The 26,694-nt window shown below is 70.2% G+C and carries 23 protein-coding genes; 3 read left to right on the top strand and 20 right to left on the bottom strand.

Annotated features, from left to right (window positions below; all coding sequences use genetic code 11):
- Positions 1–11 precede the first annotated feature (11 nt).
- A complete protein-coding gene (locus BAY61_RS19905) occupies positions 12–698 on the bottom strand; it encodes a DUF6226 family protein (protein WP_245865269.1) in 687 nt (228 codons plus the stop codon).
- A gap of 92 nt (positions 699–790) precedes the next feature.
- Between BAY61_RS19905 and BAY61_RS19910 the strand changes: the two genes are divergently transcribed.
- Positions 791–1,435, top strand: a complete 645-nt coding sequence (locus BAY61_RS19910; RefSeq protein ID WP_091808125.1) for a LysE family translocator — start codon at positions 791–793, stop codon at positions 1,433–1,435.
- A gap of 1 nt (position 1,436) precedes the next feature.
- Here the strand turns inward: BAY61_RS19910 and BAY61_RS19915 are convergent, their stop codons facing one another.
- The 3 genes from BAY61_RS19915 to BAY61_RS19925 are packed head-to-tail and all read right to left on the bottom strand — an operon-like array spanning position 1,437 to position 8,161.
- On the bottom strand, positions 1,437–5,876 hold the full coding sequence (locus tag BAY61_RS19915; RefSeq protein WP_091808123.1) for a coiled-coil domain-containing protein: 4,440 nt from the start codon (positions 5,874–5,876) through the stop codon (positions 1,437–1,439).
- A 9-nt stretch (positions 5,877–5,885) separates the two neighbouring features.
- Positions 5,886–6,686, bottom strand: a complete 801-nt coding sequence (locus BAY61_RS19920; protein ID WP_091808122.1) for a hypothetical protein — start codon at positions 6,684–6,686, stop codon at positions 5,886–5,888.
- Complete coding sequence (locus tag BAY61_RS19925; RefSeq protein WP_091808120.1) at positions 6,683–8,161, bottom strand: hypothetical protein; 1,479 nt, start codon at positions 8,159–8,161, stop codon at positions 6,683–6,685. The genes BAY61_RS19920 and BAY61_RS19925 overlap by 4 nt, the downstream gene beginning before the upstream one ends.
- Before the next feature lie 62 nt (positions 8,162–8,223).
- Here BAY61_RS19925 and BAY61_RS19930 point away from each other — a divergent pair, with 62 nt between their 5' ends.
- Positions 8,224–8,661 (top strand): PPOX class F420-dependent oxidoreductase, encoded by a 438-nt coding sequence (locus BAY61_RS19930; protein WP_091808493.1) that lies wholly within the window; start codon positions 8,224–8,226, stop codon positions 8,659–8,661.
- A gap of 82 nt (positions 8,662–8,743) precedes the next feature.
- Here the strand turns inward: BAY61_RS19930 and whiA are convergent, their stop codons facing one another.
- From whiA to uvrC, 4 genes are read right to left on the bottom strand one after another with little or no spacing between them, the layout of a single operon-like run.
- Entirely contained in the window at positions 8,744–9,730 is a 987-nt protein-coding gene (gene whiA, locus BAY61_RS19935; RefSeq protein ID WP_091808119.1) for a DNA-binding protein WhiA, read from the bottom strand.
- Positions 9,721–10,692, bottom strand: a complete 972-nt coding sequence (locus BAY61_RS19940; protein ID WP_091808117.1) for a gluconeogenesis factor YvcK family protein — start codon at positions 10,690–10,692, stop codon at positions 9,721–9,723. Before BAY61_RS19940 ends, whiA begins: the two co-directional genes overlap by 10 nt.
- A gap of 8 nt (positions 10,693–10,700) precedes the next feature.
- Positions 10,701–11,558 (bottom strand): RNase adapter RapZ, encoded by an 858-nt coding sequence (gene rapZ, locus BAY61_RS19945; protein WP_091808492.1) that lies wholly within the window; start codon positions 11,556–11,558, stop codon positions 10,701–10,703.
- Between the two features lie 23 nt (positions 11,559–11,581).
- Positions 11,582–13,567 carry an excinuclease ABC subunit UvrC gene (uvrC, locus tag BAY61_RS19950; protein ID WP_091808115.1) on the bottom strand — a complete coding sequence of 662 codons (1,986 nt, stop codon included), beginning with the start codon at positions 13,565–13,567 and terminating at the stop codon, positions 11,582–11,584.
- A gap of 143 nt (positions 13,568–13,710) precedes the next feature.
- Between uvrC and BAY61_RS19955 the strand changes: the two genes are divergently transcribed.
- Positions 13,711–14,490 carry an exodeoxyribonuclease III gene (locus BAY61_RS19955; protein WP_091808114.1) on the top strand — a complete coding sequence of 260 codons (780 nt, stop codon included), beginning with the start codon at positions 13,711–13,713 and terminating at the stop codon, positions 14,488–14,490.
- Positions 14,491–14,502: 12 nt separating this feature from the next.
- Here the strand turns inward: BAY61_RS19955 and BAY61_RS19960 are convergent, their stop codons facing one another.
- The 12 genes from BAY61_RS19960 to metK all read right to left on the bottom strand — a co-directional run bounded on the left by BAY61_RS19960 (position 14,503) and on the right by metK (position 26,662).
- Entirely contained in the window at positions 14,503–14,898 is a 396-nt protein-coding gene (locus tag BAY61_RS19960) for a PH domain-containing protein (RefSeq protein WP_091808490.1), read from the bottom strand.
- Between the two features lie 77 nt (positions 14,899–14,975).
- Entirely contained in the window at positions 14,976–15,485 is a 510-nt protein-coding gene (gene ribH, locus BAY61_RS19965) for a 6,7-dimethyl-8-ribityllumazine synthase (protein ID WP_091808112.1), read from the bottom strand.
- A complete protein-coding gene (locus tag BAY61_RS19970) occupies positions 15,482–16,774 on the bottom strand; it encodes a bifunctional 3,4-dihydroxy-2-butanone-4-phosphate synthase/GTP cyclohydrolase II (RefSeq protein ID WP_091808111.1) in 1,293 nt (430 codons plus the stop codon). The genes ribH and BAY61_RS19970 overlap by 4 nt, the downstream gene beginning before the upstream one ends.
- 2 nt (positions 16,775–16,776) lie before the next feature.
- Positions 16,777–17,403 (bottom strand): riboflavin synthase, encoded by a 627-nt coding sequence (locus tag BAY61_RS19975; protein ID WP_091808109.1) that lies wholly within the window; start codon positions 17,401–17,403, stop codon positions 16,777–16,779.
- Positions 17,404–18,411: a bifunctional diaminohydroxyphosphoribosylaminopyrimidine deaminase/5-amino-6-(5-phosphoribosylamino)uracil reductase RibD gene (gene ribD / locus BAY61_RS19980; protein WP_091808489.1), complete on the bottom strand. Its 1,008-nt coding sequence runs from the start codon at positions 18,409–18,411 to the stop codon at positions 17,404–17,406.
- Between the two features lie 37 nt (positions 18,412–18,448).
- Positions 18,449–19,123 carry a ribulose-phosphate 3-epimerase gene (rpe, locus tag BAY61_RS19985; protein ID WP_091808487.1) on the bottom strand — a complete coding sequence of 225 codons (675 nt, stop codon included), beginning with the start codon at positions 19,121–19,123 and terminating at the stop codon, positions 18,449–18,451.
- 100 nt (positions 19,124–19,223) lie between these two features.
- Positions 19,224–19,730 carry a flavoprotein gene (locus tag BAY61_RS19990; protein WP_091808108.1) on the bottom strand — a complete coding sequence of 169 codons (507 nt, stop codon included), beginning with the start codon at positions 19,728–19,730 and terminating at the stop codon, positions 19,224–19,226.
- Positions 19,727–21,154, bottom strand: coding sequence for an RsmB/NOP family class I SAM-dependent RNA methyltransferase (locus BAY61_RS19995; protein ID WP_091808106.1), 1,428 nt, complete (start codon positions 21,152–21,154; stop codon positions 19,727–19,729). Before BAY61_RS19995 ends, BAY61_RS19990 begins: the two co-directional genes overlap by 4 nt.
- Entirely contained in the window at positions 21,151–22,077 is a 927-nt protein-coding gene (gene fmt / locus BAY61_RS20000; RefSeq protein ID WP_091808105.1) for a methionyl-tRNA formyltransferase, read from the bottom strand. The genes BAY61_RS19995 and fmt overlap by 4 nt, the downstream gene beginning before the upstream one ends.
- A gap of 98 nt (positions 22,078–22,175) precedes the next feature.
- Positions 22,176–24,251, bottom strand: a complete 2,076-nt coding sequence (locus tag BAY61_RS20005) for a primosomal protein N' (protein WP_091808103.1) — start codon at positions 24,249–24,251, stop codon at positions 22,176–22,178.
- Entirely contained in the window at positions 24,248–25,414 is a 1,167-nt protein-coding gene (locus tag BAY61_RS20010; RefSeq protein WP_420848845.1) for an acyltransferase family protein, read from the bottom strand. The genes BAY61_RS20005 and BAY61_RS20010 overlap by 4 nt, the downstream gene beginning before the upstream one ends.
- Positions 25,415–25,459: 45 nt before the next feature.
- The gene (gene metK / locus BAY61_RS20015) at positions 25,460–26,662 is read right to left on the bottom strand and encodes a methionine adenosyltransferase (protein ID WP_091808101.1); all 1,203 of its coding nucleotides are present in this window, start codon (positions 26,660–26,662) and stop codon (positions 25,460–25,462) included.
- Positions 26,663–26,694 lie beyond the last annotated feature (32 nt).

Raw genomic sequence — 26,694 nt, forward strand, 5'->3', positions numbered from 1 at the left:
GGCCTCAGTACTCAGCCAAGCCACGAGCGGCCGGTGAAAGCCTCGGCGCCGCTCGGCAGCCGGACGTCCTCGCCGCGAGCGAGCCTTTTGGCCAGCGCCATCATCGTGTCGCCAGAAGGGCGGCGCCGCACGCTGGAGAACCGGGCGCCGCCCGGCGACCACCACGAGTACCAGCCATCTCCCCTGACCAGCGCCGAGGGACCGCCGACGATCTCGCCGATCGTGGCGTCCAGCGCGGCGAGCAGGTCGGCGGAGCCGCTGTCACAGGCGTCGCAGCCACAGTCGGGCAGGTCCTCGCCGGTCTCCATCGGCCCGACACCGGCGTACAGGCTCGCGACCAGCGGGTCGGAGTCCGTGCCCCGCTGGTCGCGTTCGAGCAGCATCAGCGGCAACGTCCCCTGCCGGGGCGAGGTCAGCCGGACGCCGCGATCGAACCGCCTCGGATCTCCCTTCGCGCCGAGCTCGGCTCCGGACAGCTCGGCGGCCTCCGCCCCGGCGACCTCGCGAAGCAGCTCGGTCCACACCCTGGCGCGAGCGTGCAGGGCCCGGTATTTGCCGGGCCCTGTGACGCGCGAATATTCCTCGTCGCGCGGCATGGCCCCGTCAGGGTGCGGATCGGGCCACTCCGGCAGGCCGAGCCGGTCGTAGTTCGCGCTCACCCTTGCCACGAGTGCGTCCAGTGCCGTCGGTGTCGTCACGGGCACCACGGTAGGACGTGCCCGCACGGGGGCCCACCGAGTATTCGCTGTCCTCGCCGCGCGCTTGCTCCTAGGCTTCTCGCATGGAGTTCGTGGTCTCGGCAGGCCAGCTCGCCGCGTTCGCCGCGCTGACGTTCGTGATGGTCGTCGTTCCCGGCCCGAGCGTGCTGTTCACCGTCAGCAGGGCGCTCACCGTCGGCAGGAGGGACGCGTTGCTGACGGTGGCCGGAAACGCCGCCGGGGTCTACACCCAGGTCGTCGCCGTCGCGTTCGGCCTCGGCGCGCTGATCTCCCGCTCGGCCGAGGTGTTCACCGTAATCAAGCTGGTCGGCGCCGCCTATCTCTGCTATCTCGGGATTCAGGCACTGCGGCACCGGCGCTCACTCAGCGCCGTGTTCGAGGCGGGCGTGAAGGGCGGTCGCGTCCGCACACTGCGCGTAGTGCGCGACGGCTTCATCGTCGGTGTCGCCAACCCCAAGTCGATCGTCTTCCTCGCCGCGATACTCCCCCAGTTCGTGCACTACGAGAGCGGCGCGGTCGCGGCCCAGATCCTGCTGCTCGGCATTCTGCTCCCGGTGACCGCGCTCGTCACGGACAGCATGTGGGCGCTGCTTGCCGGAACGGCGCGCGACTGGTTCGCCCGCTCACCGCGCAGGCTTGAGGTGATCGGCGGAGCGAGCGGGCTGACGATGATCGGGCTCGGCGCGACGCTGGCTTTCACCGGCCGCAAGGACTGAGTCAGCTCTCCGCCTTCGCGTAGAGCCTCGTCGCGGACAACCTCGCCACCCCGTCCGGCTCGTTCAGTTCCTCCAGTTGCTTGCGGATCGTGGCGTCGACGGAAAGGTACTTGCGGCCTGCCCGCAGGTCGGCATCGTTGCGCAGGCGCACGATGAGCGGGAACTCGCTGAGCGCGCCCGCGTCGAACAACCCCGTCGTGTAGATCAACTGCACGCCCAGCGCCTCGGCGACGGCACGTTGCAGTTCCAGCAGGTACCCCGCCGACGCCCTGCCGATCGGGTTGTCCAGGAACAGCACCCCTGAGTGCCGGTTGCGCATCTTGCCCCTGTTGTTCGCACGCAGCGCCGCGAGCGTGCAATACAGGATGATGGCCGCGGTGAGCTGCTGCCCTCCGGAGAACACGTCGCGGATCTCCGAGACACGCTGCCGTTCGGTGCGCAGTACCGAATCGGGTTTGAGCATGTCCACCCTGAACCCCTTCGGCACCGCGGATTGCACTCCGCGCAGCAGCAGGGACATGCCGTCGCGTTTGACGTCCCTTCCGTCGCTGGTCTTGCCCGCCGCCGCTTCGTCGACGACCTCGCCGAGCCGTTCGGTGAGGTCGTTGTCCTCAAGTTCGGTGAACCGGATCCGGAGGAACTCCTGCCCCGACCACTCGCCGAGCCCGTCGGGAAGCCGCGAGACGCGCTGCGCGGAACGCAAGGTCCGCAGCGCGCCCTCGACGAGGCTCTGCAAGCGGGTGACGATGCCGGAGCGGTGCCGGTCGATCTGGGCGAGATCGTCGGTGAGGGTGCGCAGCCGGGGCCGCAGCGCGGCGGCCCATTCGTCGGCGTGCTCGGGAAGGCTGTCCCTTCGCACGGAGACGACCTGCTGCCGGACGGGGGTCGTGAGCCGTTCGAATCGCTTTTCGGTCGCGTAGTGCGCCAGCGCGTCGGCCGCCGCGCGCACCCGTTTCTCGGCGGCGTCGACGGCCTCGGTCGCCGTGTTCAGCGCAGCGCCGCGTTCGCTGTGCCTTGCCCTCGCCGTTTCGACGTCGGCTTCGAAAACCCGTTCGGGCTCACCCTGCGGAACGTAGGCGGCGAGCGTTTCGGCGAGCAGCCGGAATCCCGAAGCGGAGTGCTGCGCGGCGTCCAAAGTGGCCTGTGCGGCCGCGCGCCGCTCGTGCAGTTCCTCCCACGTTCTCGCCGCCGCGGAGGCTTCCTCGGCCGCCGCGTCGATCAGCTCTCGGCCGTGCTCGACGTCGCGTGGTTTCTCGAAAGTGTCGAGCGGGCCGCTGTGCTGCGGCAACTGGTTCAGCTCGGCCTTGCGGGTCGCCACCTGGCCGATCACCTCGGCGCGTTCTTCCTCAAGTGCCGCGAGGGTTCTCGCCGCCCTCGCCTGCGCGGCGGCGCGCGCGGAGGCGTCGGAGCCGTCTGGGGTCTCCAGCAGGTCGGCCGCGAGCGCCCGCACCTCACCGGCCAGGTTCTCCAGCGCCGCCCTCGCCGCCGCTTCGGCGCTCTCCGCTTGTTCTAGTTCGGCTCGCAGGTCGCTGCCGACCTCGACCTTCGCATACGCCTCCGCCGCGGAGGCGAACGTCCTGCGCAGCGCGTCGACCGGTTCACCGGGAACGGGATCGGCGCCGGAGACCGAGCCGCCACCCGGTACCTCTGCCAGTTCGGCTCGCGCCGTGCTCATCGTCCTGCGGTGCCCGTCGGCCGTGCGCTGTTCCTCGGCGGCCCGCTCCCGCAGTTTCGCGGCGGTCGCACCGGATTCCAGCGCTCTGGCTTCCGCCCGTTCCGCGATCTCGGCCGCCCGCTCCGCCTCTTCCGTCCACTGTGGAATTCGGAGGGCTTTCGTCGCGAGTTCGTCGAGCCTGCGCGCCTTGTCCTCGTTGTCGCGCACCGCCGTGCGCAGGAAAGGAATCTTCTCGGCGAGACCGTCGCGGGAGGAAACCAGCCTCGTCAGCGTCGTCTCGGCCTCCTCAGCCTCGGCCATCGCGGCGTCCCGCGCGGTCGCCGCCGTGTGCGCCTCCTCGGCGAGCAGCCCCATCGCGCCAGGCGGGTAGTCCTCCCGCCACGAGGTCAGCTTCCAGTACAGCGCGGCGTCGGCTCCAGCGGCCTGCTCCAGCGCGGCGAGCCTCGCCCTGCGGTCCCGCTGCCGCGCCGCGATGGCATCCCGCTCGGTGTCGGCGGCCTGCTCGTCGTACATGGCCGGGTTGGGCGGAACGAGGAAATCCACGCCGGGCACGGTGGCCAGCGCCTCGTCGGCGAGCGCGGCCGTGGTGCCCACCGCGATGGCCGCGCTCGGCAACAACCGAAGCCCGGTCAGCACCTCACGTGCCCTCGCGAGCTGCCCGCTCTCGTTGAGCAGCACGCCCGTGACGAGCTGCGGCGCCCTGCGCAACGCGTCGTCCCTCGCCGACGAATCCAGTTTGGACAGATAGCGCCAACCGGACCACGCGGTGATTCCCGCTTCCTCCAGCGCGTCGAGCGCGGCCTGTACCTCCTCTGGCGGCGGCAGCAGGCCGCCCGAACCGAGCGCGGCGAGCGCGCGTTCGTCGGCCGAGTCCTCGATGCGCAGCGTGGTCTGTTCGCTCTCCGCGCCCGCCCGCGCCTGAGCGAGCCGGTCAAGCAAAGCGGGGACATCGGTTTCGAGCGCGACGTCCTCGGTGCCGAGCAGTTCACCGAGCCTCGGCTCGGCAGCCAGCGCGTCGCCGCGCCGGTGGGCTTTCGCCAGCTCCTCGGAAACCCGTTCCGCCCTGTCGTGCGCGGAAGAAGCGGCACGATGTGCCGAGGTCAGCGTGCCCTGCGCCGCACCGATTTCCGCGGCGACCCGCTCCAGTTCGGCCTCGGCCCTCGCCAGCTCACCCCCGGCCGTCTCCCTGCCGGACGCGGCCAGCCTCGCCGCCTCGGCCACGTCACTTCCCGTGGCGAGCAGGCCGTCCCTTGCCGCGACGGCCACCTCGGCCCGCACCTCGGCGACCCGCGCTGTGAGCCCTTCCGCCTCGGCTTTCCTCACCGCGGCGGTGCTCGTCGCCTCGTCGCGCTCCTGCTGGGCCTTTTCGGCATCGGCCCTCAGTTCGTGTGCCGCCTTGTCGGCGGCGTCGCCCTGGTCCTGTGCCTGCTTCGCCAGCGCGAGCAATCCCCTCGCCAGCGCGGAGGCCGCCGCGTTCTTGGCCTCCAGCGCGGGTTGCGCCTTCTGTTCCCTCGTACCGACCAGCTCGCGGATGTCGCGGGCCCTTCGCGCCGCGTTGAGCTGGTTGAGCACGGTCGTGGTCTCTCGCCACGCCTCAGCCGTTGTCTTGGCCTCGGCCAGCTCCTCCTCGACCCGGTCCTTCGCCTCAAGCGCCGAATCGAGCTGGAGACTCGCGACCGTCCTGCGCAGTTCGGTGAGTACCGCGGTCAGCCTGCGGTGATCGCCCTCCGCGAGCTTTTCGGCGCCAGCGACCTCCTCGACGTGCGCGGCCAGTCCGCCGAGCCGTTCGTTCTCGATCCGGTCGCGGGCCGCGATCTCACTCGCGAACGCGGCCAGCTCGTCCCTGGCAACCCCCGCGAGCTTCCGGTTCGCCGCCGCGAGCCGTTCCTCGTCGGACAACGGGCCCAGCAATTCGAGCGCGCCCTCGACGAAATCGCGCTCGTCGAGCAATTCGCCACGCTGCGCCAGGTTGTCGGCGTAGGTGGCGACCACCTCGGCGAGGTCCTTCGGCTCCTCCTCCGTGACAACGGCCTTGAGCAGGAACTCCACGAAGGCACCGTCGGTGTTGAACGCGAACGCGTCGGCGGCCTCGCCCTCCCCCGCGTTCATGGCGCGCTGATACCGGAACAACTCGGTGTCCAGCCCGAGCTGGTCGAGCCGTTCGGTCCACTCGTGCTGCCTTCGCGTCCAGAACAGCTCAAGCTCGGGAATCTCGGCATGCGTCTTGCCGAGCTGTTCGTGGAAGCCCGACATCGTCAGCAGCTTGCCGTCCTGGGTCAGCGGAAGCGTCTCCAGCCCGACGGACGTGCTCGGCCGGAAGCAGTACCAGGAGTCGATCAGGTTTGCCGGATCCGAGGAAGCGACGTGTCCCCTCCACTCGGAGACCTTGCCGGTGATGATCCGCTCGCCCGTCTCGGTGTGCTGCCACTCCAGCACGACGTGCGCGACGTCCTTGCCGCCCACGAACTTCTCCAGCACTCGCGTGTTGGTGGTGCCGACGACCTGCCGCCTTCCCGGCAGCATCACCGAGAAGATCAGCTTGATGAGCACCGATTTGCCGCCGCCGTTCTCCAGGAACAGCACGCTCGCCGGGGATGGCCGCCTTGGCAGCGAGGACTCGGCCGGATGGACACCCGCACCGAACAGCGTGTCCTGCTTGGGTGCCGTCACCAGGGGGCCGACGCCGCTGAAGTCCAGCACCACGTCCTGGTAACGCGCGCCAGAGGGCCCAACGGAGTGCAGCCGCACCCGCGACAGTTCGTACATCCCGCTCCCCTACAACGTGTCCGACGCGGCCGCGCGCAACGTGCCCGACCCGCCGCCGACGGACACCACGCCCAGCGCCAGCAGCTCGTCGAACGCCGCGTCCGCGGCCAGTTCCCTCACCTGCACCTGGTAGCGCGGCGTCGTCCGGTACGTGCCGCCCTGCTCGGCACTGACCTGCACAAGAAACCCCTGCTCGGCGAGGAACCGCAGCGCCCTTGCCACCATGCCCCTCGTCGTGTCCGAGGCCAGCCTTCCGTCCTTCGTCGCAGCGGCGGCCGGTCTGCGGGCGTAGGCTCGCCACGCCTGTTCGAGTTCCGGCGCGTCGGCGAGCGGGTCGCTGTTGGTCTCGGCGCCCGCCGCCCGCTCGTCCAGGATGCGGCACGCCTCCCTGACCACTCCGTCCACCTGCTCGACGCTGACCCTGCCGATGTAGGTGTCGTTGGCGAGGTCGTCCGGCCTCGGATACCCCAGCGCCGCGGTGGCGAGATGGATCAGCCCGTGCAGCACCTTCTCGGTGTCGCGCCGCTCCCTGATCTTGCTCTGCCTCGCATAGCTGTCCATCTTGATCTCGAAGATCGACTCGTCGGTCGCGGCCAGCACGGCGCCCGCCTGTGCGCTGACCTCCAGCACCAGCAACCCCAGCCCGGCCGCGACCGCGTGCGTCAACTGCTTGAACGCACTGTCCTCCCCGTACCTGCGCACGAGCTCGCCGTAGACGACGTCCCTGCCGGGAAGGAGTTTCGGGCGCATCCCGAACGAGATGAGCCTCGCCGCCGCTTCCGCGTCGGCCGAACTGTGCGCGACGCTCACGCGACCTCCTCCGTAGTGCTTTCCAGCTGGCGGACGCCCGCCGCCATCAGCAGCAGATCGGCACCACCGAACTCGGGGTCGGCCAGCTGCGTCCCGTCGTCGAAGGCGACGAGGACCCGGTGTTGCGCCTGCCGCAGCGCGGCACCCACCTCGGGACCGTAGGCGTGCAGTGCCCGCAACGCCACGAGCCTCGCCACGCCTGGGTCGCTCTGCCTGGCCTCGGCCAGCAGCCCCGACAACCTTCTCGGTACCTCTGGCAAGTCGAGCAGTTCGTCGGCGATCCGCCACTGCTCGTCGCTGTAGCTGTCGGTGTCCTCGGCGGGCATCAGCTCCGGCTCCGGCACCTCGCCGACCACCTGGTCCCGCTCGGGAACGGGCCGCAGCAGCAGCGACACCAGCGAAGGCAACGAGGGCACGACGGGCACCGCGATCCCGGTGACCGCGTGGAAGAACGCCCGCGTCGGCGGGCCCGCGTCGGCGAGCGGCAACTCCAGCGCCGGGGTCAGCAGCTGGCCGAAGAGGTCGATCGCGGCCCGCTGCGGCGGCCCGGAGAACTGCTGCCGGTCCTGTTCGGCGCGGAACACCGCGCCCGCGGCCTGCAACCTCGACTGGAGCTGGGTGTGCCGCCTGATGCAGTCACCCACGATGTCGACGAGCTCGGCGGCCCTGCGCTTGTGATCGGGATCCTCCGCCTCGTCCCTCGCGGCGGTGATGTTCTTCAGGATCGCGGTCTCCGACCTGAACCGGGACTCGATGTGCGACAGCGCCGAGTCCAGCAGCTCGGGTACCTCACGCTCCCAGTCGACCGACCGCACGTCCCTTCTGGTCGCGTCGAGCTTGGCGCGCAACGTCTCCCCGTACTGCACCGTGCGGTACCTGGCCTGCTCGGCGGCCAGCTTCGCGTCGGCGAGCCGGCCCCTGCTGATCAGGTTCTCCAGCTTCACCTCGGCGGCGATCTGGGCGGATTCGACATCCGTGTCCAAGGCTCCGACCAGCACGTTGATGGCCTCGTCCGTGGCGCGCAGGTACACCTCGCCGTGTGGCGCGGCCAACTCGACGAGCAGCTTGAAGTCGAAGGTCCGCCGCCGGTACCGGCCGTCGGCGTCGACCGCGCCGTACACCCTGCGGAAACCCCGGTCGGTGGTGCCGACGTTGATCAGGTTGTCGAGCACCCATTTGGCGACCTGCGTGTGCTCGATGACCGTGCGATTCGGCGCCTGCGCCGCGATGAACGGCAACAGCCGGTTCACCACCTGCTGGTGATCGGCGCCGGTGTCGAAGTCCATCGCGATGGTGACCTGATCGATCGTGTGCAGCGCGATCTCCGCCATCTGGTAGATCGTCGCCTCAGCCCAGTCCAGCTTGCCCTTCCTCGCGTCGAGGTCGTGCAGCGGCGCCGTGCAGGCGAGAGCCTTCAGCCTGCGGGCAAGCCCCTCGTCGGGGTCGGCCAGGCCACCACGGTCGTCTACTCGCACAGCGCGCAAGGTTAGTCGGCCGTACCCGGTAGGCGCGCGGCAAGGCCGGTAGCGTGCCGATCATGCATGAGATGACGCGAGACGAATGGTGGTCCTTCGCCGGTTCCGGGACGCTGACCGGCAAGCTGGGCGTCGTGCGGGCCGACGGTTCCCCGCACGTCACCCCGGTGTGGTTCGTGCTCAACGAGGGACCGGACGGCGACGAGATCATCTTCAACACCGGCGCGGACACCGTGAAGGGCAAGGCCCTGCGGCGAGACCCCCGCATTTCCTTCGCCGTCGACAACCAGACCCCGCCCTACTCCTACGTGCAGTTCACGGCCGAAGCCACCCTGTCGGAGGACGTGGACGAGATGCTGCCGTGGGCAACCGCGATCGGCGGAAGGTACATGGGCGAGGACAACGCCGAGGTGTTCGGCAAGCGCAACGCCGTCGCGGGCGAACTTCTCGTCAGGGCGAGGATCACGAAGGTCGTCGCCCACGCCGAACTGGCCGACTGACCGCCCCGCCCCTCCGCTGGCCCGGCGGTCTCCGCTCACCGGGCCACTGGGGGCGAGCGGAGCCCCGCCCGGTACCACGCGGTCAGACTTCCTCTTCGAGCATGTCCGCGGTGACGGCCGACTCCGTATCGGGAAGGCCCAGGTCCTTCGCCCGCTTGTCGGCCATGGCGAGCAGTCTGCGGATCCGCCCCGCGACCGCGTCCTTCGTCATCGGCGGATCGGAGATCTGGCCGAGCTCCTCAAGCGAAGCCTGGCGGTTGGTCAGCCGCAGCTTGCCGGCGGCGAGCAGGTGATCGGGAGCGGTGTCACCAAGGATCTCCATGGCCCGCTCGACCCTCGCCGCCGCGGCGACCGCCGCCCGCGCCGAGCGGCGCAGGTTCGCGTCGTCGAAGTTGGCGAGCCGGTTGGCCGTCGCCCGCACCTCGCGGCGCATCCGGCGCTCTTCCCACGCCATGACGCTCTCGTGGGCACCGAGCCGGGTCAGCAGCGCGCCGATGGCGTCGCCGTCGCGCACCACGACCCGGTCCGCTCCTCGCACCTCGCGCGACTTCGCCTGGATCCCGAGCCTGCGGGCCGCCCCCACCAGCGCCAGCGCGGCCTCCGGACCGGGGCAGGTCACCTCCAGCGACGACGAACGCCCCGGCTCGGTCAGCGAACCGTGCGCGAGGAAAGCCCCCCGCCACGCCGCCTCGGCGTCGGCGAGGCCACCGGAAACGACAGCGGCCGGAAGGCCACGCACCGGCCTGCCCCGCTGATCGATGAGACCGGTCTGCCGGGCGAGCCCCTCACCGTCCTTGACCACCCTCACCACGTAGCGAGTGCCCTTGCGAAGCCCGCCCGAGGTGATCATGTGCACGTCGGAGGAGTGCCCGTACAGGTCGTAGATCTCCTTGCGCAGCCTGCGCGCCACCGAGCCGGTGTCCAGTTCCGCCTCGACGACGACCCTGCCGCCGACGATGTGCAGTCCTCCCGCGAAGCGCAGCATCGACGACACCTCGGACCGCCGAGGCCCGACCTTCGTGATCTCCAGCCTGCTCAGCTCGTCCTTGACCGCTGAGGTCATGGCCATTGGTTCCCCTCCCTGTCGCTCTCGGTCAGACCGAGAGCTTCTCGCACACAGCCGGCAAGGGCATCCGGATCGTGCCGCCCCGCCACGCCGGGGTCGGCGATCGTAGCCAGATGCGCCCGCCCACCCAGTTCCGCCGCGGCACGGCGCAGTCTCGCGGGCGTCGGCACGGAATCGCGATCCGCGATCACGGCGTCGACCCTGAGCTGGGGAGCGTGCTCGAAGAGTACGTCCAGGTGCCGTTCGGGTGAGAAACCAGCCGTCTCACCCGGCTGAGGGACAAGATTGAGGATCACGACCTTCGTCGCCGCCGTACGCACGAGCGCGTCGGCCAGTCCGGGAACCAGCAGGTGCGGAAGCACGCTCGTGAACCACGATCCGGGCCCGAGAAACACCACATCGGCTGACAGGACGGCGTCGACCGCGTCCGCGCACGCACGCGGCGGCTGCCCCGCGCGGGCGGGCGACCGCAACGTGATACGGCGAACCTGCCCCGGGGTGCTGGCGACGGCGACCTGTCCGTGAATCCGGCTGACCTTCCCATTCTCAAGACCGGTCACCTCGGCCTCGATCTCCAGCGGCTCCGTCGACATCGGCAGCACCCTGCCCGTGATGCCCAGCAGCCTCGCCGCCTCGTCAAGTCCGGCCACCGGATCGCCGAGTACCTCGAACAGCCCCGCCAGCAACAGATTCCCCACCGCGTGCCCGGTGAGCGCCCCCGTGCCGCCGAAGCGGTGCTGGAACACCTCCGCCCACAGCGTGCCGCCATCCTCGGCCGCCGCGAGCGCGGCCAGCGCCTGGCGCAGATCCCCCGGCGGCAACAGGCCCAGCTCACGGCGCAGCCGGCCGGAAGAACCACCGTCGTCGGCGACGGTCACCACCGCGGTCACCTCGGCGGTGATCCGCCGCAACGCGGTGAGCGTCGCGTGCAGCCCGTGCCCGCCTCCGAGGGCGACCGCCCGCATCGCGCGACTCACTCCCTGCCCAGGTCCCTGTGCACCACCTTCACAGCCATACCATCCTCTTTGGACAATCGGGCCGCCAGCTCTTCGGAAATGGCCACACTGCGGTGTTTCCCTCCGGTGCAGCCGACCGCGAGGGTCAGGTAACGCTTGCCCTCCCTGCGATATCCCGCGCCGATCAGGCGCAGCAATTCCTGGTAGCGCTCAAGAAACTCCTCGGCGCCCTCCTGGGTCAGCACGTAGTTGCGCACGTCGCCATCGAGGCCGCTGTGGTCGCGCAACTCCGGAATCCAGAACGGGTTGGGCAGGAATCGCACGTCCATCACGAGGTCGGAATCCATGGGGAGACCGTACTTGTATCCGAACGACAGCACCGTGACCCTCGTCTGCGCGCTGGCCTCCGAGCCGAACGCGTCCTCGATTTTCGCGCGAAGGTCGTGGACCGACAGCGCCGAGGTGTCGAGCACGAGGTCGGCTTCCTCACGCAGCGAGGCCAGTAGCGCCCGCTCCGAGGTGATGCCGTCGACCAGCCGCCCGTCCCCCTGCATGGGGTGAGTGCGCCGCACCTGCTCGAACCTGCGGATCAGCACCGGGTCAGTCGCTTCGAGGAACAGCACCCTCGGCTTGTAGCCGCGCGCGTCCAGGTCCTTGATCACCGAGGCCAGGTCGTCGGTGAAGGCGCGCGAACGCACGTCCATGACGACAGCGACCCTCGTGATCGCGCCCTGCGCCTGCGCCCCCAGCTCGACCATCGTCGAGATCAGCTCCGGCGGCAGGTTGTCGACGACGAACCAGCCGAGATCCTCAAGGCATTTCGCCGCCGTGCTGCGTCCCGCCCCTGAAAGGCCGCTGACGACGGCGACCTCCATGCCTGTCCTGGCTTCTTCCTCGGTCACTCCCGTGACTCCCCTCGTTTCTCACTGTTGCCCCCGCCGAGCGCGGCATGCACCGCCTCCGCCGTGCGCTTGCCGAACCCCGGCACGGCCGAGATCTCGTCCACGCTCGCCTGCTTGAGCCGCTTCACCGAACCGAAGTGCTTGATCAGCGCGGTCTTGCGAGCCTGACCAAGCCCCGGAACCCCGTCCAGCGCGGACGCCTGCACCCGCTTCGACCGTTTCTGCCGGTGGTACTGGATGGCGAACCGGTGCGCCTCGTCGCGTACCCGTTGCAGAAGGTACAGCGCGTCGGAGGTGCGGGGCAGGATGACCGGGTCCGGGTCGACGGGCAGCCACACCTCTTCGAGCCGCTTGGCCAGTCCCACCACCGCGACGTCGGTGACGCCGAGGTCGGCGAGCACGTCGGCCGCGGCGGTCGCCTGCGGACCCGCGCCGTCGACGACCAGCAGGTTGGGCGGGTAGGCGAACTTACGCGGCTTCCCGGTTTCCGGGTCGATACCTGGCCGCTGGTCAGGCATCTCCTCTGGGACGTCGGCCTGCTCGGCCGACTCCGGCGCGGTTTCCTTGAGATAGCGGGAAAACCGGCGGCGGACGACCTCGGCGATCGCGGCGACGTCGCCCTCGGTGGCCGCCTCCCGCAACGCGAAGCGCCGGTACTCCGACTTGCGCGCGACACCGTCCTCGAACACGACGAGGGAGGCGACGACGTCGCTGCCACTGATGTGACTGATGTCGACGCATTCGATGCGCAGCGGGGCGGAATCAAGCCCCAGATACTCCTGTAGCTCGGCCAGCGCGGCCGAACGGGCCGTCAGGTCACCTGCCCTGCGCAGCTTGTGCTGAGCGAACGCCTCTTTCGCGTTGCGGGCCACCGTCTCCGCGAGCGCCCTCTTGTCCCCGCGCTGCGCGACGCGCAGCCGCACCTTCGCCCCGCGCAGCTCCGACAGCCATTCGGTGAGCGCGTCGGCGTCCGGCGGCAGCTCGGGGACCAGCACCTCGCGCGGCACCGGCGAACCACCACCCGGCGCCTGCTCGGCCAGGTCGGCCTGCTCGGCGTAGAACTGGCTGAGGAATTGGGCGACCAGCGCCCGCACGTCCATGTCCTCGACCTTGTCGATCACCCAGCCGCGCTGGCCCCTGACCCTGCCGCCGCGCACGTGGAACACCTGCACGGCGGCTTCGAGGTCGTCGTGGGCGAAGGCGATCACGTCGGCGTCGGTACCGTCGCCGAACACGACGGCCTGCTTCTCCATGGCCCTGCGCAACGCTCCGAGATCGTCGCGCAGCCGCGCGGCCCGCTCGAACTCCAGCGACTGCGACGCCGCCGCCATCTCCTTTTCCAGCCTGCGCATCATGAGGTCGGTGCGGCCGGCGAGGAAGTCGCAGAAGTCCTCGACGATCTCGCGGTGCTCCTCGGCCGACACCCTGCCCACGCACGGCGCCGAGCACTTGTCGATGTAGCCGAGCAGGCAGGGCCTCCCGATTTGCCCGTGCCTGCGGAAAACGCCCGTCGAACACGTTCTCGCCGGGAACACCCTCAGCAGCAGATCGAGGGTTTCGCGGATGGCCCACGCGTGGGCGTACGGCCCGAAATACCGGACCCCTTTCCTGCGGGGGCCTCGGTAGACGTGCAGCCTCGGAAACTCCTCGTTGAGGGTCACCGCCAGCACCGGATAGGACTTGTCGTCGCGGTAACGGACGTTGAACCGCGGATCGAACTCCTTGATCCAGTTGTATTCCAGTTGCAGCGCCTCGACTTCGGTGCCGACGACCGTCCACTCGACACTCGCGGCCGTCGTCACCATCTGCCGCGTTCGCGGGTGAAGCCCGCTCAAGTCGGCGAAATACGAGTTCAGCCTCGCCCGCAGGGTCTTCGCCTTGCCGACGTAGATGACCCGCCTGGTGGCATCACGGAACTTGTACACGCCGGGCGCGTCGGGGATGCTGCCCGGCGAGGGGCGGTAGGTCGAGGGGTCAGCCACCCTCCCAGCCTATGGCTCACCCCCGACAGTGGGGCCAGGTGGCCGATCACGCCGGGAACGAACGGCCCGCTCCGGCCAGAGGACTCACCAAACCCGAGCCGTATAGGACGTTATACGACAGTCTGGTGTGTCATGGTCTCCCCATGCGCATCGCCACCTGGAACGTCAACTCGGTCGGCGCCCGGCTGCCCCGGCTGCTGGCCTGGCTCGCCTCGGCCCAGCCGGACGTGCTGTGCCTGCAAGAACTCAAGTGCGCCGACGACGCGTTCCCGCACGCCGAGATCGCCGAACTCGGCTACCAGGCGGCGACCTACGGAACGGGAAGGTGGAACGGCGTCGCCGTGCTCTCCCGCGTCGGCATCGCCGACGTCACCCGCGGCCTCGTCGGCGAACCGGCATACGAACAGGCACACCAGCCGCGCGCGATCGGCGCGACCTGCGGCGGAGTCAGGCTGTGGTCGCTGTACGTCCCCAACGGAAGGGACCCCGGCCACCCCCACTACGCCTACAAGCTCGCCTGGCTCGACGCGCTGCGCGCCACCGTGCTCGCCGAATCGACCGGCGACCGGCCGTTCGCCATACTCGGGGACTTCAACATCGCGCCGACCGACGACGACGTATGGGACATCTCGCTGTTCACCGAATCGACCCACGTCACCGAGCCGGAGCGCAAAGCGCTGGCGACGCTGAGGGACGCGGGCCTGAGCGACGTGCCGCCGAGGGCGCTCAAATACGACCGGCCCTACACCTACTGGGACTACCGGCAGCTCGCCTTCCCCAAGAACAACGGCATGCGCATCGATCTGGTCTACGCCGACTCCGCGTTCGCCGCCGCCGTCACCGACGCCTACGTCGACCGCGAGGAACGCAAGGGCAAGGGCGCCTCCGACCACGCTCCCGTCGTCGTCGACCTCGCGAACTGAGCCCCGTTCGGGCTACTCGCCGCGCGCCAGCTTGTGCAGCTTGCGCAGCGAGCGCACCGCCTCGACCGCACGAGCGCGGTCGACCGACTGCACGGCCAGCAGCGAGTAGTACTCGTCGTCGGGCAGTTCGAGCCTGGCGAACGAGGCGCCGTCGGGGAAGCTGACCGACAGCACCTCTTCCCACGAGAAATACCTGCCGACCAGCACGTTGCGCACCCGGATACCGGACTCGTCCGCCCGCACCCTCGGCGTCGCGAACAGCATCGCGCCCGCGCCGAGCAACAGCCCGACGCCGATCATCGCCACCTGGTCGCTGGTCTGGAAGATCACGCCGGTGTCCGAGCTGCGCAGCAGCACCGCGACGACCGTGAACACCACGACCAGCACCAGCGCGAGCACACTGGACATCCATGCCGCCCGCACGGGCCTGACGACGAAAACCTCGCCTGTCTCGCTCACGCGCTTCGCTTCGCCGGACACAACACTCACCCGAAACCCCGTTCGGTCCTCGGTTGCCGCAACCCTCGCAGCACCCCTGCCGTCGTCAGGGCGGCCACGGTCGCCTCCCTGCCCTTGTCCTCCGCCGAATCCGGCAGCCCGGCCCTGTCGAGGGCCTGCTGCTCGGTGTCACAGGTGAGCACCCCGTTGCCGACCGGGGTGCTCTCGTCGAGCGCGACCCTGGTCAGCCCAGCTGTCACCGCGTCGCACACGTACTCGAAATGCGGGGTCCCGCCCCTGATGACGACCCCGAGCGCGACGACGGCGTCGTGGTCGCGGGCCAGCGACTGTGCCACGACCGGCAGCTCGACGGCACCGGCGACCCTCACCACGGTGGGTTCGTCGGCGAGCTTCACCTCGCTCGCCGCCTTCAGCGCGCTGGCGAGCAGGCTGTCGGTGATGGTGGGATGCCAGCGGGTCACGACGATCGCGAGCCGCAGGTTCTCACACTCGCCCAGTTCCAGCCCCGCCTCGTCCGGCCGGCCCTCGCCACTCACTGCGTGCCTCCTCCATTGCGGGCGTCGCCCGTCCCTTCGCCCAGCTGCTCAAGCTGGTCGAGCTGGGCCAGTTCGTGCCCCATGCGGTCGCGCTTGGTGCGCAGGTAACGCAGATTCTCCGGGTTCGGCGAGATCGGCAACGCGACCCGCCCCTTCACGGTGAGCCCGTAGCCTTCGAGGCCGACTCGCTTGGCCGGGTTGTTGGTCAGCAGCCGCATCGACTTCACGCCCAGATCGCACAGAATCTGCGCGCCGGTGCCGTAGTCGCGGGCGTCGGCAGGAACGCCGAGCGCCAGGTTCGCGTCCACGGTGTCGGCACCGGCGTCCTGCAATTGGTAAGCCTGGAGCTTGTGCAGCAGGCCGATGCCCCTGCCCTCGTGACCCCTGATGTAGAGCACGACGCCCCGGCCTTCCTTGGCCACCGTCTCCAGCGCGGCCTCAAGCTGGGGTCCGCAGTCACAGCGAAGCGAGCCGAACACGTCGCCGGTGAGACATTCGGAGTGGACCCGAACGAGAATGTCCTCGCCGTCGCCCACCTCGCCGCACACGAAGGCGACGTGCTCGATGCCGTCGAGCAGGCTGTCGTAGCCGATGGCGCGGAACGTGCCGGCCGCGAGCGGGATACGAGCCTCCGCGACCCGCTCGACCTGCTTCTCCTTGCGCCTGCGGTAGGCGATGAGGTCGGCGATCGTGATCAGGCGCAGGTCGTGGTCGGCCGCGAACACCTCCAGCTCGTCGCGGCGGGCCATGTCGCCCTCGTTCTTCTGGGAGACGATCTCGCACAGCACCCCGGCAGGCGCGAGCCCCGCCATCCTCGCCAGGTCCACGGCCGCCTCGGTGTGCCCCGGCCTGCGCAGCACGCCGCCTTCCTTGGCCCGCAGCGGAACGACGTGGCCCGGCCTGCGGAAGTCGGAGGGAGCCGACGCTCCATCGGCAAGCAACCGGATCGTGTGGCTGCGGTCGGCGGCCGAGATCCCGGTGCTGATCCCCTCGGCGGCGTCGACGGTGACCGTGTAAGCGGTACCCCGCATGTCCTGGTTGGTGTGGTACATGGGCGGCAGGTCGAGCCGGTCACAGTCCTGCTCGGTCAGCGGGACGCAAATGTAGCCGGAGGTGTAGCGCACCATGAAGGCGAGCAGTTCGGGAGTCGCCTTCTCGGCGGCGAAGATCAGGTCGCCCTCGTTCTCCCTGTCCTCGTCGTCCACGACGACGACGGCGCGACCGTTCGCGATGTCCTGGATGGCCAGTTCGATGGTCTCGATGTCCAACGACGGCCCTGACTCTGTCATCGTCACGCGTCCTCCTTGCCCTCACCATTCTCCACCGCGGTGCCAGGAAGGTGGACAGCGGCCAGTTTCTCGACGTACTTCGCGAGCACGTCGACCTCGATGTTGACCAGATCCCCCGGCTCGGTCCGGCCAAGCGTCGTCAGCGCGAGCGTCGTCGGGATGAGCGCGATGGAGAACTCCTCCTTGTCGATGCCCGCGACCGTCAGCGACACCCCGTCGACCGCGATCGAGCCCTTTTCCACCACGTACCTGCCCAGTGTCGGCGGAAACGCGAAGTGAGTGAGCCCATCGGAATCCTTGGAAAGGAAGACCCCGGTTCCGTCGACGTGGCCCTGCATGACGTGCCCGCCGAACCGGCCGTCGGCGGCCATCGCGCGCTCAAGGTTGACCGTTTTCCCCCGCTCGGCCTTGCTCAGGCTCGACCGGCGCAGCGTTTCGTGCACCACGTCGACGGTGAAGCTCTCGCCGTCGACGTCGACGACCGTCAGGCACACGCCGCTCACCGCGATCGAGTCGCCGTGCTTGGCATCGGTGGTGACCAGCGGACCTCGTACCGTGAGCCGGGCCCCGTCGGGTAACCGCTCGACGCCGGTGATCTCGCCGAGCTCCTCGACAATGCCGGTGAACAACTAGCTGCCCTCCTCGCCTGTGGCCGGAACGGCGGCGATCCGCACGTCGTCCCCGCTCATGGTGACCCCTTCTACCCGCCAGCGGTGTGCTTCGGTGATGGTCGACACTCCCGCCTCCCCCAGCGCCGCCAGGCCGTCGCCGAGCAGCACCGGCGCGACGAATCCGATGAGCCGGTCCACCCTTCCGGCTCGGACGAACGCCCCAGCCAGCGTGGGGCCGCCCTCCAGCAGCACGTCCACGACACCGCGTTCGGCGAGCGCGGCCACGACCTCGACCGGATCGCGGGTACGCAGGTGCACCGTCTCCGCCGCTGTGTCCAACACGCGGGCACCGCTCGGTATGCCGGTTGTGCCGACCACCACCCGCAGCGGCTGGCGAGCGGCCGGCTCGCCGCGCCCGTCACGCACGGTCAGCCACGGATCGTCGGCGAGCACGGTGCCGGTACCGACGACGATCGCGTCGGCCCCGGCCCTCATGGCGTGCACCTCGGCGCGGGAGACCGGGCCGGAAATCCAGCGGCTCGATCCGTCGGCCGCCGCGCTCCTTCCGTCGAGGCTCGCCGCGTACTTCCAGGTCACCCTTGGCCTTCCGGTACGGGCGAAGTGCAGCCACGCGCCGAGCGGTCCGCTCGCGACCTCGTCGGCGAGCAGGCCGCTCTCGACCTCGACCCCGGCCTCGGCGAGCACCCGTCCGCCACCAGCCGCAACGGGGTGAGGGTCGGCCACCGCGAACCTCACCGAGGACACTCCAGCGGCCAGCAGCGCCTCAGTGCAGGGCGGAGTCCTGCCGTAGTGGGAACAGGGTTCCAGCGTCACGAACGCGGTCGCGCCGCGGGCCAGGTCACCCGCCTCCCGCAAGGCCATGACCTCGGCGTGCGGACCCGGCGGCGGCTGGGTGGCTCCCCTGCCGACGATCCGGCCCTCACGGTCGACGACGACCGCCCCGACGGGAGGGTTCGGGCTCGTGCTGCCCCTGACCGTCTCGCTCAGCGCGAGCGCGGCCTCCATGAACTCCCGAGCGCGCTCACCGGAGGTGCCGGTCACCTCAGTGCGCCTCCCGTGCCTTCGCGGCACTCGCTCGCAGCGCGGCGACCGCGGCACCGGGGTCGGCAGCACCGTAGACGGCCGATCCGGCGACGAAGCAGTCGACGCCCGCCTCGGCCGCCTGCTCGATGGTGTCGGCGTTGATCCCGCCGTCGATCTCCACCAGCACCGTCAGGTGTCCCGTGTCGACCAGCCCGCGCGCGGTCCTGACCTTGTCGAGCACCGACGGGATGAAGGACTGCCCGCCGAAACCCGGTTCCACCGACATCACCAGCAGCGTGTCGTAGTGCTTCAAGGTGTCGAGGTGGTCTTCGAGCGGGGTGCCCGGCTTGATGGAGAGCCCGGCCTTGGCCCCGGCGGCCCTCAGGTTCTTGGCGAGCATGACCGGATCGTGTGCCGCCTCGACATGCACCGTCACGTTGTGCGCGCCCGCCTCGGCGTATCCGGGTGCCCAGCGGTCGGGGTCCTCGATCATCAGGTGACAGTCCATCGGCACGTCGGTGCTCTTCAGCAGCGATTGCACGACGGGAAGCCCGAGAGTCAGGTTGGGAACGAAGTGACCGTCCATCACGTCGACGTGGATCCAGTCGGCGCGGGTTTCTCCCTCGCCCGCTACAGCGGCGATCTCCTCACCGAGCCTGGCGAAGTCCGCGGAAAGAATGCTGGGTGCGATCAACGGTTGGTGGGCCACTCACGCGAGTCTAGAGGGGAGGTTCCCTCCCCGGTCGGTGCGGACCCCCTGCCGGCCGGCACCCCGCCACGAGCGGGGATCCGGCTCACTCCAGCAGGTCGAGAACGCCGGTCCACGGCCGGTCGACGGCCAGTCTGCTCGTGGTCACGCCCGCCGAGGCGAGCGTGTCGAGATGCCCCTGCCAAGCGGGATGCCGGAACCTGCTGTCCCTGACCTGGTAGCCGACGACCATCCGCACTCCCGGCTCGCCGAGCGCGTCCCCGAGCACGGTGGTCGCCTGGTTGTCGGCCAGTCCCAGCGCCAGTTTGGCGACCGAACCGGCGCTCGCGGGCGCGAACAGGAAGACCTCGGGATCGGGGTGCGGCCGTTCCTCGCCCGGCAGCCGGGATTCGCTGCGCACGTCGAGACCGGTCAGCGCGCGGAGCCTTTCCAGTTCCCCGGTGGTCGTGAGCCACCGGTGAGCCGTCGGCGTCAGCGTGACCGCCAGCCGCCAGCCGCGCAGGGCGGCCGGTTCGGCGATCTCGGTGACGAACCGGGACTCGACACCGCCGCACGAGGAGGCGACCAGTCCCAGTACCGGTCCCGGTGTCACCGTGCGATGGCGAGCGCGACGAACATGGCGTCGGTGCCGTGCCGGTGTGGCCAGAGCTGGACGTAGGGTCCGTCGCCGAGCAGGGGAACGCCGGGGAAGTACTCCCTCGCGTCGATCACCTCGGCTCCCGCCCTGCGTGCGGCGTTGCCGAAAACGCCCTCGGTCTCGGCGAGGTGCGGGGAACACACCACGTAGGCGACGAGGCCACCGGCGCGCACCAGCCCGAACGCGGAGGCGAGCAGTTCGCCCTGCAAGCGGGTCAGGTCCGCGACGTCGGAGGGCTGTCTGCGCCAGCGTGCCTCCGGCCGCCTGCGCAGCGCGCCGAGCCCGCTGCACGGCGCGTCGACGAGCACCCTGTCGTAGCCGCCGTCGAGTCCGGGGTCCCTCCCGTCGGCGACGTGGACGGTCACCGGAAGGCCCTCGGTGGCCCGCTCGACGAGCTTCGCCCTGTGCGGGGCCTTCTCGACGGCGTCCACCGTGACGCCGGCCGTGGCGGCGAGCGAGCCGAGCAACGTCGCCTTCCCTCCGGGGCCGGCGCACAGGTCGAGCCATCTGGTGTCGCCGCCGCTGCCGCCGTCGACCGGCACGTTGGTCGCGGCGATGGTGACGAGCTGGCTGCCTTCGTCCTGTACGACGGCGAGCTTCTCCTTGATCGGCTCCGCCTCGGCGAGATCGCCACCACCGGTGGGAAGGTGGACGCCGTAGGGCGAGTAGGGCGCTGGGTCGCCGCCGGTGATCGCGGCCAGCTCGTCAGCGGTGATCTCGCCGGGCTTGGCGAGCAGGTGCACGGCCGGACGGGTGTCGTCGGCGAGCAGCGCCGCCTCCAGCTCGGCTCCCTTGTCACCCAGTGCTTCCGCGAAGGAGCGCGCCACCCACCTCGGGTGCGAGGTGCGCATCGCGAGGTTCCCGATCGGGTCGGTTTCCGCGTCGGGAGTCAGCTGCCGCATCCAGTCCGCCTCGTCCTTTTCGGACACGTTGCGGAGCACGGCGTTGGCGAAACCGGCGACGTGCGAGCCCGTCTCCTCCCTGACGAGGTCGACGGTGGAGGCCACGGCCGCGTGCGGAGGGATCCTCGTCCGCAGCAACTGGTAGGCACCCAGCCGCAACGCGTCGAGCACCACCTTGTCCACTTCGGACAGCGGCCGGTCGAGGCAGGCCGTGATGATCTCGTCGAGCAGCCCCTGCGCCCGCAGGGTTCCGTAGGTCAGCTCGGTCGCCAGCGCGGCGTCCCTGCCCGTGATGCGGCGCCTGCGAAGTTCTTCCGGCAGCATCAGGTTGGCGTAGGCGTCGCGCTCGCTGACGGCACGCAGCACGTCGAGGGCTACCCTGCGGGCCGGATCCTGCGCGGGGGGCTTCCTCGGCCCCTGCTTACGAGGGGCCGGGCGCCTGCTCCGGTCCGGCTTTCCCTGCCGGCCAGGTGTCATGTCAGCCGCTCCCCTTGCTCGATTCTGGTGCCGCGGGCCCAATCGGCCGCCGCCATGCGTTTCTTGCCCTGAGCCTGTACGTCGCCGAGTTCGACGGGCGTCGTCGCCGTTCCTGCCAGTACCCGCTTGCGTTCGACGGCGAGTTCACCCGGCGCCAGCCCGGGCCCGTCGGCGTGGCGCACCGGCCCCAGCTTGATCCGCTCTCCCCTGAACGTCGCCCACGCACCCGGTTCGGGGGTCACGGAACGGATCCGCCTTTCGACGGCGACGGCGGGAGCGGAGAAGTCGGCGCCCGCATCGGCGACGGTCACCTTCGGCGCGTAGGTCACGCCCTCCGCCTGCTGTGCGACCGCGCTCAGCGTACCGTCCTCGATTCCATCCATTGTGGACACCAGCAGGCTGGCGCCCGAATCGGCGAGCCTGCCGAGCAGTGCGCCCGCGGTGTCGGTGCCGGTGATCTTCTCGGTGACGAAACCGAAAACCGGGCCCGCGTCGAGTTCCTTGACGATCCGGAACGTCGAGGCGCCGGTGATCTCGTCGCCGGCCCTGATCGCGGCCTGCACCGGCGCGGCGCCGCGCCACGAAGGCAGCAGTGAGAAGTGCAGGTTGACCCAGCCGTGCGCGGGAATGTCCAGCGCCCGCTGGGGCAGCAGCGCGCCGTAGGCCACGACGGGGCAGGCGTCCGGAGCGATCTCGGCCAGCCTCGCCAGAAACTCGGGATCTCCCGCCTTGCCGGGGGTCAGCACCTCGATGCCGTGCTCGTCGGCGACCGCGCCGACCGGAGAGCGCACCAGCTTGCGCCCACGGCCCGCTTGCGCGTCCGGCCGCGTGACGACGGCGACCACCTCGTGCCTCGGCGAAGCCAGCAGTGCCAGCAGCGAGGGTACGGCGGGTTCGGGGGTACCGGCGAAGACAAGCCTCATGGCCGCTCCGTACCGGTCGGGGATTCACACATCGCGAGCCAGTCTAGAGCGCCCGCGCCCACGAGCCGACCTCGCGGGCCGACTGGCCTTCCGCGAGGTCAGATCAGCGCGAGCGGATCCAGCTGGACACGCACCGGATCGGTTTCCTTGCGGGCGTTGCGCAACGCGTTCACCGCGTGCGCGGCGTCGGCGAGCGCCCTTCCCTGCGCCCGGGGAACCCTCACGAGCGCGCGTTCCCGTTCCGCGCGGCCTTCCTCGTCGACCTCGCCGAGCGGCACCGGACCCAGCACCTCGGCCGACGGCGGCAGGGTGATCTCGTCGAGCAGCGCGCCGACCGCCTCGGGAGTGCCCTCGAAGGCGGCCATCCTGACCGCTGGCGGGAACCCGAGTTCCTTGCGCTCCGCTAATTCCAGCTCGGCGTGCCAGCCCGGGTCCCAGCGCACCAGTGCCTGCACGACGGGGATTCCCGCCTCGGCGCCGACGACGACCCTGCCGCCCTCCCTCGCGGAGCGCACCATGGCAGCGGCGGTCAGCCACCGCCGCAAGGTCTCCTCTGCCGCCCGCAGATCCTGCCTTCCGAGCAGCGCCCAGCCGTCCAGCAACAGCGCCGCGCCGTAGCCGCCCTCCGCGACCGGCTCGGCTCCCGGTGTCGACACGACGAGCGCCGGTTTGGCGGGCACGCTCGCCAGCACCTCACCGCCTCCCGACGTACGAACGGCGACCCCCGCGAACGCCCTGCCGAGTTCCTCGGCGGTCCGCTTGGCGCCGACGACGACGGCACGCAGCCTGGCTGAGCCGCAGGTACCGCACCGGTAGTTGGCGTCGGCGACGCCGCACCACCGGCACCGGGGTACTCCGGCGGCGCCGCCTCCCGGCAGCAACAACGGTCCGGCGCACCTGCGGCAGCGGGCCGGAGTCCGGCACTGGGCACAGGCCAGCCCCGGAACGTAGCCCCTTCGCGGGACCTGCACGAGCACCGGCGCACCGGCCGCGAGCGCGGCTCTCGCGGCCTCGAACGCGACGGAGGGCAGCCGCGCCACGCTCGCCGCCTCGTCCCTCGCCACGTCGAAGTCCTCGCCGAAGGGGGTCACCCTCGGCGCGCTGGCGCGCACCTCCTCCCTCGCGGCGACGATCGGGTGTGCCCAGCCGCTTTCCAGCAGCAGTTGCGCCTCTGCCGTGCGGGTGTGCCCCGCGACGAGGAAGGACGCCTTCTCGGCGTGTGCCCTGACCATGAGCACGTCCCGCACCTGCGGATACGGCATGTGCGGGTCGGCGTGCAGGTCGTCGCCGTCGTCCCAGACGACGAAAAGGCCGGGATCGCTGACGGGGGCGAACATCGCCGCTCGCGTGCCGACGACGATGCGGACCGCGCCCCTCAGCACGGCGAGCCAGCGCCGGTACCGCTCGGAGGGGCCGAGATCGGCCGACAGCGCCACGACCGCGTCGGCACCCGCGAGTTCGGCGCACGCCGCCCGCACCCGCGCGACATCCCTGTGGTCCGGAAGGACGAGTACCGCGCTCTTGCCGGTCGCGGCCACCTCGGTGGCCAGTTCGGCGAGCCGGGAAGGCCAGTGCTCGCCGGGCAGCGCCTGCCACACGCCGTGCGCGGCCCTTCCGGCCCGCAGCGCGGCGAGGAACCCCGGCCCCCACGGGTAGCGCCGCCAGCCCTCGGCTTCGGGCGGCGAGGGAAGGGGTGCCGGCTCGCGAGGGGGCTCGGCCTCCACCTTCGCGTGCCGGGGCGGCAGCGCGAGGCGCAGTACGTCGATGAGGGTCCCGCCGTAGCGGGCGGCCACCGCCCTGCACAGCGCGGCTAGTGAGGGGGTCAGCACGCGCTCACTGGAGGTCACCCGCTCAAGGAACGACAACCTGCCCTTGTGCTCGGTCTCGGTCGCGCGTTCCAGCAGAAAGCCGTCGACGAGCTGCCCGGCGAACCGCACGCGCACCCTGCACCCCGGCACCGCGGCGTCGGCCAGTTCCTTCGGCACCTGGTAGTCGAACGTGCGGTCGAGGTGCGCGAGCGGCACGTCGACGACGACCCTGGCGATCGGCTCGGACTCGGCAGGCTGGCGCTTTCCCTTGGCGGAACCGCGTCCGGCCTTCGCCTTTCCGCCCGATGGCCTGGGTTTCCCTGCCTTCGGCAACTCCCACAGCGGGGGCGCTTCGTCGTCCTTCACGCCTTCTTCTCTTGGCGCGCCTCGGTTCGTGGCCGCGTCGCGGGCACGACCGGTTTCGTGTCGAGACGGCGGGTGAGCAGTTTGAAGACCGGCTGCTCGACACAGCGGGTGAGCACCCAGCCGAGGAAGACCGCGGTCGCCGCGAACGCGGGCATCCAGCCCCACCACGGCACGCCGAGGTCGGCCAGCCTGCGTGCCACCACGGTGCCGACCACGTAGTGCATGAGGTAGACGCCGTAGGAGATCCCGGCGAGCCATTGGATGGGCCTTGCCAGCTTCTGGAGCACCGGCAGTTCCCACACCGGCTGGTAGGCGGCCACGCAGATCAGCACGAGCGTGACGGCGAAGGCGAGCACCGAGTCGCCACCAGGCGGGTGCTTGTCGTGCGCGATGAGTACGACGCCCAGCATGAGATAGAGCTGGGTGAAGCTCATCCTGCCCTTGGACCAGCGGAAGATCGCCACACCGGCGACCAGCAGGTGGGCCCTGTTCAGCCCGGTGCCGTCGAGCGCCATGCTGAGCCACTGCGGAGGCGCCTGCCCCGGCCCCATGAACAGGTAACGCGCCGCGAGCGGAACCAGCAGCACGAGCCACAGCACCACCGAGGCCGCGGTCCCCCGCACCTTGGCCTTCCAGGCCAGCAGGCCGATCGCGGTGAAACCGGCCACCTGCACGGGAACGGTCCAGTGCGAGAGGTCGATGTACTGGACGTCGGCCAGCAACGTGTGCACGAGCCCGAGGTTGCCGACAAGGTCGCCGTAGGAGGGCCGGGGCAGGCCCTCCGGCGCGAACAGCAGGGTGATGCCGAAGATGAACACCACGGCGACCCAGAACGCGGGCAGCAGCCTGGCCAGCCTGCGGAACCACCAGCGCAACGGCGTCGACTTCCCGATGGTCATCGCGGCGAAGTAACCGGAGATGACGATGAGAATCGAGGCCCCGAACGGGAAGTCCATCTGAAGCGGGCCCGGCGGCAGCTCAAGGCCGGGAAGGGTCAGCGGCGCGAGGAAGGTGACGTGGAAGGCCAGCACGGCGACGATGCCGAGCACTCTGATCGCGTCCCAGCTGATGTGCCGGGTGCTCTTGGGTTTGGCCTGCTCCTGCCGGTCCGCAGGAGACCCAGCTGGTGCTGAGGACGCCGCGACTTCCTGAGTGTCCACCACGAGATCGGGAGCTTAGGGCACGAACACCTTCCGAGCGCCGCCGGGTCAGGCGCCGACGGCGCGCCGGAGATCCCCGGAGCGGGCCGTGCTCTCCCACGGCAGATCGAGTTCCGGCCTGCCGAAGTGGCCGTAGGCCGACGTCGGCGTGTAGATGGGGCGCAGCAGGTCCAGGTCGCGGATGATCGCGGCCGGGCGAAGGTCGAACACCTCGTTGATCGCCGCCTGGATCTTGACGGGATCGACGGTCTCCGTTCCGAAGGTCTCGACGAACAAACCGACCGGAGCCGCCTTGCCGATGGCGTAGGCGACCTGCACCTCGACCCTGCCCGCGAGTCCGGCGGCGACGATGTTCTTGGCGACCCAGCGCATCGCGTAGGCGGCGGACCGGTCGACCTTGGAGGGGTCCTTGCCGGAGAACGCGCCACCACCGTGGCGAGCCATCCCGCCGTAGGTGTCCACGATGATCTTGCGACCGGTCAGCCCCGCGTCGCCCATCGGACCGCCCACCACGAACCGGCCCGTCGGGTTGACGAGCAGCCTGGCATCGCCGCTGTCGAGGTCGACCCCGGAAAGCACGGGCGCGACGACGTGTTCCTTGACGTCGACGCCGAGCATCTTGTCGAGGTCGATGCCCTCGGCGTGCTGGCTGGAGACGACGACGGTGTCGAGCCGCACCGCCTGCTCGCCCGCGTACTCGATGGTCACCTGGGTCTTGCCGTCGGGCCGCAGGTAGGGCAGCACGCCCTCCTTGCGGACGGCGGTCAGCCGCTGCGAGAGCCGGTGTGCCAGCGCGATCGGCAAGGGCATCAACTCAGGAGTGTCCGAGCACGCATACCCGAACATCAACCCCTGATCACCAGCACCCTGCTTGTCCAAATCGTCGAGCGCGTTCTCCAACCGCGACTCATACGCCGTATCCACACCCTGCGCGATATCCGGCGACTGCGACCCGATCGCCACATTCACCCCACACGACGTCCCGTCGAACCCCTTCGCCGACGAGTCGTACCCGATCTCCAGAACCTTCTCCCTGACGATCGTCGGGATGTCGGCGTAGGCGTCGGTGGTCACCTCGCCGGCGACATGGACCTGGCCGGTCGTGATGAGGGTTTCGACGGCGACCCTGCTGCGGGGGTCCTTGGCGAGCAGCGCGTCGAGGATGGAGTCACTGATCGCGTCACAAATCTTGTCCGGATGACCTTCGGTCACGGATTCCGACGTGAAAAGCCTGCGGTTGGACGCGGTCACGACTGTCGTCACTTCCTTTTGCCGAGCTGGAT

The sequence above is a fragment of the Prauserella marina genome (assembly GCF_002240355.1).
GTDB classification, from domain to species: Bacteria; Actinomycetota; Actinomycetes; order Mycobacteriales; family Pseudonocardiaceae; genus Prauserella_A; species Prauserella_A marina.

Excerpts from the sequence above, each read along its gene's own strand:
- BAY61_RS19915 (WP_091808123.1), bottom strand. The coding sequence starts at position 5,876 with ATGTACGAACTGTCGCGGGTGCGGCTGCACTCCGTTGGGCCCTCTGGC.
- BAY61_RS19930 (WP_091808493.1), top strand. The coding sequence starts at position 8,224 with ATGCATGAGATGACGCGAGACGAATGGTGGTCCTTCGCCGGTTCCGGG.
- whiA (WP_091808119.1), bottom strand. The coding sequence starts at position 9,730 with ATGGCCATGACCTCAGCGGTCAAGGACGAGCTGAGCAGGCTGGAGATC.
- BAY61_RS19940 (WP_091808117.1), bottom strand. The coding sequence starts at position 10,692 with ATGCGGGCGGTCGCCCTCGGAGGCGGGCACGGGCTGCACGCGACGCTC.
- rapZ (WP_091808492.1), bottom strand. The coding sequence starts at position 11,558 with ATGGAGGTCGCCGTCGTCAGCGGCCTTTCAGGGGCGGGACGCAGCACG.
- BAY61_RS19955 (WP_091808114.1), top strand. The coding sequence starts at position 13,711 with ATGCGCATCGCCACCTGGAACGTCAACTCGGTCGGCGCCCGGCTGCCC.
- BAY61_RS19960 (WP_091808490.1), bottom strand. The coding sequence starts at position 14,898 with ATGTCCAGTGTGCTCGCGCTGGTGCTGGTCGTGGTGTTCACGGTCGTC.
- BAY61_RS19970 (WP_091808111.1), bottom strand. The coding sequence starts at position 16,774 with ATGACAGAGTCAGGGCCGTCGTTGGACATCGAGACCATCGAACTGGCC.
- ribD (WP_091808489.1), bottom strand. The coding sequence starts at position 18,411 with ATGGAGGCCGCGCTCGCGCTGAGCGAGACGGTCAGGGGCAGCACGAGC.
- BAY61_RS19995 (WP_091808106.1), bottom strand. The coding sequence starts at position 21,154 with ATGACACCTGGCCGGCAGGGAAAGCCGGACCGGAGCAGGCGCCCGGCC.
- fmt (WP_091808105.1), bottom strand. The coding sequence starts at position 22,077 with ATGAGGCTTGTCTTCGCCGGTACCCCCGAACCCGCCGTACCCTCGCTG.